We start from the raw sequence: 6,486 nt of genomic DNA, 5'->3' as shown, positions 1-6,486 counted from the left end.
GCCCGTACCACGGCGCGGGCGTCGCAACCCCGCTCCCCCAGCCACTTGAGCAGGGCATTTCCCCCCAGGGAGACTCCCACAGCGAAAAGCGCTGCCCGCGGCTCCTGGTCTCTCAGGCACCGGAGCACCCAATCCACGTGCTCAGTGTCCCCCGAGTGATAGGCGCGCGGGCGCCGGTTAAGCTCGCCGCTGCAGCCGCGGAAGTGGGCGACTACCCCTCGCCAGCCCCAGCGCTCCACCTCGAAGAGAAGGGCTTGGGCGTAGTGGCTGCGGGAACAACCCTCGAGTCCGTGGAACAGCACGATCAAAGGCCCCGTGCCGGAGCTGTCGAGCCAATCCAGGTCCACGAAATCCCCGTCCGGGGTGTCCCAGCGAGTACGCTTGAGCTGCACCGAAGGCCTGGGGCACAGGAGCGCGGCGTAGAGCGTCTGGAGGTGGCCGCCCGGGAGCCAGCGGGGGGCGCGGTAGGCGATGGGGGGCACGGGCGATCTTTTCACGGCGCGTTCGTGGGGAAAGCGCTCAGTGCAGGGTGATGGCTCCGGGCTCGTCCTCGGGCGGTGCCTGCCTCGAACCGGGGGAGGCGTGGTGCAGGATCAGACGCCAGCCTCCGGCAGTCAAGAGGTAGACGTTGGTGGCGATCACCCGCCCCGAGCCCTCTCCCGCCACCTGGATATTCTCGTGCACTGTGTGCACGGCCATCAGGGCGCCGCGCCACACCCGGCGATGGGTGATCCGCAGCCGCAAGGTGGGTCCTCGGGAGAACAGGCGTCGCCAGCTTTCCCGCACTTCTTCCAACCCGTCGAGGCGCTCGCCGCCCGGGTGGATGCAGGCCACTTCCTCGTCTTCGGCCCAAACTTCCATCATCGCCTCCAGGTCGGCCCGCTGGAAGGCTTCGTAGAAGGCGTTTTCCGCCTCGTCGGGACTGGCGAAGCGCCGGCTCACGGATCGCCTCCCGGAACAAGACGGGCAAGCTCCTCCAGCACCCGGTCAGGGGTTAGATCCAGCATGCAGCGAAAGTGGCCCAGGGGACACACCCGCTTGAAACACGGACTGCAGGGCAGACCCAGGTGCAGGACCCGGGCCCGGGAAGAAAGGGGGGGAGTGTAGGCCGGGCTCGACGAGCCGAACAGCGCCACCAGGGGCCGATCCAAGGCGGCCGCCACGTGCATCAGGCCCGAGTCGTTGCTCACCACCAAGCGTGCTGCCGAGACGAGGTCGATCGCTTCCTCGAGGGAGGTCTTGCCGCACAAATCAAACACGGGGGCGGTGCCCTGGTTCCGGGCTGCCGCGGCGATCTCCTGGGCGATCTCCCGGTCCTTGGCCGAGCCGACGAGCCAGACGGCGTAGCCTCGCCGCGCCAGAGCGCGGCTTAGGGCGGCGAAGTGGGGGGCTGGCCAGCGCTTGGCTGGTCCGTATTCGGCGCCGGGGCATAGCACCGCCACGGGACCGTCCCCTTCAAGGCCAAGCCGGGTGAGGGTCGCCCGGCGGGCCGCCGCATCGACCATCAGGTGGGGATAAGGGAGAGGGCGGGCAAGGGGTGCCCCCGCCGGTTCGGCAAGGGCCGCGTAGCGCTCTGCCAGCAGCCGAAGTTCGGTCTTGTCGAGCCGGCGCGCGTCGTTCAGCAGCCCGTAGCGAGCTTCCCCCACGTAGCCGGTGCGCACCGGGATGCGGGCGAAGAAAGGGGCGAGGGCCGACTTGAGGGAGTTAGGCAGCACGATCGCCTGATCGTAGCGGGCGGCAGCCAGCCGCCGGCCCAGACGTAAGCGGTCAAGCAGCTTGAGGCTGCCATGGGGAAAGGGATTTTCGATCACCGCGTCCACTTGCGCCATGCGCTTGAACAAGGCGGCTGACCAGGCCGGGGCCAGTACATCGATGCGGGGCGGCCGGGGGCGGGCCTTGAGCCGGGCGAGGAGCGGCTGGGCCATCACGCAGTCGCCGATCCAGGAGGGGGCTACCACCAAAATTTTGTCCATGGCGCGATGCCCGCGTCGTGGCGTCCGGGAGAGGGAAAGGGGCGGTCCGAGCCCCACTGCCCCGGTGCCGCGGTCGAGGCGGCGGTGGCCGGCGGTCAGTGGCGGGCCGAAGACGCCCCGTCTTTCAGTTTGTACAGGGTGCCGCAGTAGGGGCACAGGGACGCGCCCGTCTTTTCGATGGGCAGGAACACCCGGGGATGGGCATTCCACAGCTTCTGGGACGGCATGGGACAATGCAGAGGCAGATCGGCGGCGGTCACCTCCACGACCCGCTGCCGGTTTTCCGTCTTGTGCTCTTCCATGGGCAGCCTCAAACGAAGCTCAGCCAGCCGAGGTGTTTTTCGGACCGGCCGCTCACCACGTCGAAAAACATCGATTGCAGCCGGGCGGTCACCGGGCCGCGGCTGCCCGTGCCGATCACCCGGTTGTCCAGCTCCCGGATAGGGGTCACTTCCGCGGCGGTGCCGGTGAAGAAGGCTTCGTCCGCAATGTAGACTTCGTCCCGGGTGATGCGCTTCTCCACGACGCTCAGGCCCGCCTCCCGGGCGAGCTGGATCACCGTGTCCCGGGTGATGCCCTCCAGGGCGGAAGTGAGGTCTGGGGTGTAGAGCACGCCGTTGCGCACGATGAAGATATTTTCCCCGGAGCCCTCGGCCACGTAACCTTCCACGTCCAGAAGCAGCGCTTCGTCGTAGCCGTCGTTGGTGGCCTCCTGATTGGCCAGGATGGAGTTGGAATAGCTGCCCACCGCCTTGGCCTTGCACATGGTGACGTTCACATGGTGTCGGCTGAAGGAGGAGGTCTTGACTCGGATGCCTTTCTCGAGACCCTCCGCCCCCAGATAGGCCCCCCAGGGCCAGGCGGCGATGGCCACGTGCACCGAGATGGTCTTGGCCGAGATGCCGAGGGCCTCGGCGCCGTAGAAGGCGATGGGACGTACATAGCAAGATTCCAGCCGGTTGGCTCGCACCACCTCTTTCTGCGCCTCCAGCAGGGTCTGCCGGTCGTAGGGGATCTTCATGCCAAAGATATGGGCGGAACGGTACAGGCGGTCCGTGTGCTCCTCGAGACGAAAGATGGCCGTTCCCCGCGCGGTCTTGTAGGCCCTCAGGCCTTCGAATACCCCCAGGCCGTAGTGCAAGGTATGGGTGCACACATGGGTGGTGGCCTGGCGCCATGGCACCAGCTTGCCGTCGTACCAGATGAAACCGTCGCGGTCGGCTAATGACATAAGGGCGGCTCCCATGAGGCGGCTGCAGCGCGTCGAAAGGCCGACATTTTACTTCAAAAATCCGACGGCCACGGCGTCACGGCCGTTCGCCGGCGCCGTGCCCGATCGCGCAAGGCCCAAATTGTCCAGGGGAAAATCTCCACGGGAGGGTCTGCAGCGCGCTTCGATCCTGGCCTGCGGTTTGCTTCTTTTTCTCGGCCCACGAGGCGTGGTCGTGGGCCAGGCACAAGGAGAATCCCGGGGAATGGGTGGCAGGCTCGCATCGGTGCTGGCCGCGTTTAGGACGGCGGGAGGGGTGCCGCTGCCGGAGGAGGAGAGCCTCAAGCGCCAACTGCTGGTCTTCGCCGCCGGGCTCATGAGCTTCGGCGTCATGGTTTGGCTCGCCGTCTACTGGGCCATGGGTGTGGCCTTCTCCACCACCGTGCCCCTCGCCTATCAGTTGAGCCTGGTCGCCTCTCTCGTGTATTTCCTGGCGAGCGGCAACTTCGTCGTCTACCGCCTGACGCTCCTCAGCCTATTTCTGTTCTTTCCTTTTCTGATGCAATGGAGCATCGGCAGCTTCGTGACCTCCTCAGGCGTGATGCTGTGGGCGCTGCTCGCGCCGGTGGGCGCCCTGGTGGTGCAGGGCCCACGGGAATCGATCCCCTGGTTCGTGGCCTACGGCGCCATGACGGCGCTGTCCGGCTTCTTCGATTACTACCTCGCTGCGCCCGGGCAGGTGCCCCTTCCGATGCAGGCCATCGCGGTGTTCTTCGCCTTGAACTTCGCAGGTGTCTCCTGTGTGGTCTACGCGCTGCTTGCCTATTTCGTCGCGGCGAACGCCCGCATCAAGGCACGCCTCGACGAGCAGCACCGGCTGCTGGAGGAAGAGCAGCGCAAGTCCGAGTGGCTCCTCAATAACATCCTGCCGGCGCCCATCGCTCAGCGGATGAAGGCGGGCGAGAACATCATCGCCGACGGTCATAGCGATGTTGCCGTCATGTTCGCCGACTTGGTCAACTTCACCCGGCTCACTCAGGCGCTATCCCCCGAGCGCCTGGTGGCATTGCTCGACAAGGTCTTTTCCATGTTCGACGCCCTGGTGCAAAGCCACGGCCTGGACAAGATCAAGACCGTGGGGGACGCCTACATGGTAGCGGGCGGACTCGCGCCGGGCAACCTCCATTGCCACCGCGCAGTGGCGGAGCTCGCCCTGGAGATGCGCGCCCTGATCAGCGCCCACCCGCAGCTGCGCGCCGCCGGGCTCAACATCCACGTGGGCATCGCCTCGGGGCCGGTCATGGCTGGCGTCATCGGCACGCGGCGCATCGTCTATGACCTATGGGGAGACACGGTAAACACCGCCAGCCGGCTCACCACGGAAGCCCCTCCCGGCTGCATCCAGGTGGATGCCGCCACCTATCTGCGGCTTGCCGGCGAGTATGCTTTCGAGGGCCCGGTGGAGATCGTGGTCAAGGGCAAGGGAAGGATGACCGTCTACCGGCTCCTCGGTCGCAAAGTCCCGGGCAAGCAAAGCCCCGTCGCCTGCTCGGTGGCTGCCGCGAGCGGCTGAGGGAACCCTGCAGATACGGTTTCCAGCTCAATCCTCACCGAATACGGTGCGCCACAGCTCGCGCACCGCAGTCACTGCCTCGGCCACCTCTTGGTGCGGCACTCGGGCGTAGCGGGCCCCGTTCAGCCGCAGGTGGTGCTGGCGACGACGGAACTCCCGGTAGCCTTGCCGCACCCGCTCAGCGAGGGCCTCCGGAATGAGGGAGAGGGCGGCGGCGAGCCTGAGCAGCGCCAAGTTGCCGATGTTGGCGGTCAGCTCCGGGTGCACGTGGGCGTACCCGAGCACCAGGTACTGGACCGTGAACTCCACGTCGATGATCCCTCCCCGGTCGTGCTTCAGGTCGAACAGCCCGCTCTTATTGGGATGGGCTTCCAGCATTTTCCGCCGCATGGCCGTGATCTCGCCCCTGAGGGCGGTAAGGTCCCGCTTCTGGCATAGCACCTGCCTGCGGATCGCCTCGAAGCCTTCCCCCACCGCGGCGTCCCCGGTCACGAAGCGGGCTCGGGTCAAGGCCTGGTGCTCCCACACCCAGGCCTTCTCCCGCTGATAAGCGGCGAAGGCTTCCAGGGGCGAGACCAGGAGCCCGCTCGCCCCGTCAGGTCGCAGCCGCAAATCGGTGTCGTACAGCACGCCGGCAGGCGTGTAACTGGTGAGCCAGGAGTTGATGCGCTGGGCGAGCCTGGCATAAACCTCGGGCGCGGCCGGGTCCGGGTCTTCGTAGAGGAAGATGAGGTCCAGGTCGGAGGCGTAGCCCAGCTCCTTCCCGCCCAGTTTCCCGTAGCCGATGATGGCAAAGCGGGGTGTCTCCCGGTGGCGGCCCTTGAGCCTCGCCCAGGCGAGGCGCAGTACTTCGGAGAGGATCAGGTCCGCCAGGGCCGTCAGGTGATCGGCCAGGGTCTCCACAGGCAGCAATCCTTCCAGGTCTTTGGCCAACAGGCGAAACACCATGGCGTGGTGGAAGTGGCGCAACACGTCCATTTGCCGTTCGGTGTCACCCTCGGCGTCGTCCAGGAGCTGGCGCAGTTGCTTGGCCGCCTGGCCCCAGTCGGGAGCACTGTAGAGCTCGCGGGTGTCCAGCAGTTCGTCCAGCACGATGGGGTGGCGGGTAAGATAGTCGCAGGCCCAACGGCTGGCGCTGGCCACTTTCGCCACTCGCTCCAGGGCCTGGGGGTATTCGTTAAGCAAGGCGAGGTAGGCCGCCCGGCGGCTCACTGCCTCCAGCAGCCCGAGCAATCCCTCCAGGGTGGCATCCGGGTTGGATTGACGGGCGGCTGCGACGATGACCGCCGGCACTAGGGCGTCCAGCACCTTTTGACTCGCCCGGGACAGGCTCTGGTAGCGAGGTCCCCGCCGGAACTTGGCAAGCCGGTCGCAGATCGACCCGGCGTCCCGGTAGCCCAGCTCCACCAGGCAGGCGCATGCCTGGTCGGCGGAGAGCCGTTCTTCCCACAGGGCACCAAGGGTGCCATCGGCGGGCGTCGGTTGCGGGCCCGCGAAGACTTGCTCAAAGTGGCGGGTGACGGCAGCCCGGTGTCGGGCGAGGGCCTCGGTGAGCAGCGGCCAGCCGGCGAAACCCATGGCCTCGGCGACGAGGGCCTGGTCGGCGGCCGAGGCCGGCAGGGACTGGGTCTGCTGGTCGTCCAGGTATTGGAGCCGATGCTCCAGATGGCGCAGGAACTCGTAAGCTTCGGTGAGCTCCGTCACCGCCGCCTCGGGCATGAGCCTCAGCT

7 protein-coding genes are annotated in these 6,486 nt (G+C 66.9%); 1 reads left to right on the top strand and 6 read right to left on the bottom strand.

Annotated elements, in window-relative coordinates:
• From V7Q81_RS13820 to V7Q81_RS13800, 5 genes are all read right to left on the bottom strand, one after another.
• Positions 1-497: YheT family hydrolase (locus tag V7Q81_RS13820; protein ID WP_333844358.1), on the bottom strand; the 497-nt coding region annotated here is incomplete at its 3' end.
• 22 nt (positions 498-519) lie between these two features.
• Positions 520-942: a nuclear transport factor 2 family protein gene (locus V7Q81_RS13815; protein WP_333844355.1), complete on the bottom strand. Its 423-nt coding sequence runs from the start codon at positions 940-942 to the stop codon at positions 520-522.
• Positions 939-1,973: a lipopolysaccharide heptosyltransferase II gene (gene waaF, locus V7Q81_RS13810; protein WP_333844353.1), complete on the bottom strand. Its 1,035-nt coding sequence runs from the start codon at positions 1,971-1,973 to the stop codon at positions 939-941. Before waaF ends, V7Q81_RS13815 begins: the two co-directional genes overlap by 4 nt.
• Positions 1,974-2,068: 95 nt before the next feature.
• Positions 2,069-2,275 carry a zinc-finger domain-containing protein gene (locus tag V7Q81_RS13805; protein ID WP_333844351.1) on the bottom strand — a complete coding sequence of 69 codons (207 nt, stop codon included), beginning with the start codon at positions 2,273-2,275 and terminating at the stop codon, positions 2,069-2,071.
• An 8-nt stretch (positions 2,276-2,283) separates the two neighbouring features.
• Entirely contained in the window at positions 2,284-3,204 is a 921-nt protein-coding gene (locus tag V7Q81_RS13800) for a branched-chain amino acid transaminase (protein ID WP_333844349.1), read from the bottom strand.
• Positions 3,205-3,448: 244 nt separating this feature from the next.
• On the opposite strand from V7Q81_RS13800, the gene V7Q81_RS13795 reads away from it, so the two are divergent.
• Positions 3,449-4,756, top strand: coding sequence for an adenylate/guanylate cyclase domain-containing protein (locus V7Q81_RS13795; protein WP_333844346.1), 1,308 nt, complete (start codon positions 3,449-3,451; stop codon positions 4,754-4,756).
• A gap of 27 nt (positions 4,757-4,783) precedes the next feature.
• On the opposite strand, the gene glnE is transcribed toward V7Q81_RS13795, so the two are convergent.
• Positions 4,784-6,486 (bottom strand): bifunctional [glutamate--ammonia ligase]-adenylyl-L-tyrosine phosphorylase/[glutamate--ammonia-ligase] adenylyltransferase (gene glnE / locus V7Q81_RS13790; protein ID WP_333844343.1); only part of this gene is annotated, 1,703 nt, incomplete at its 5' end.

It is taken from the genome of Pelomicrobium sp. (genome assembly GCF_036803785.1).
GTDB lineage: Bacteria > Pseudomonadota > Gammaproteobacteria > Burkholderiales > UBA6910 > Pelomicrobium.
Note: the sequence above shows the minus strand (reverse complement) of the source record. Positions and strands in the feature narration are given on the sequence as shown.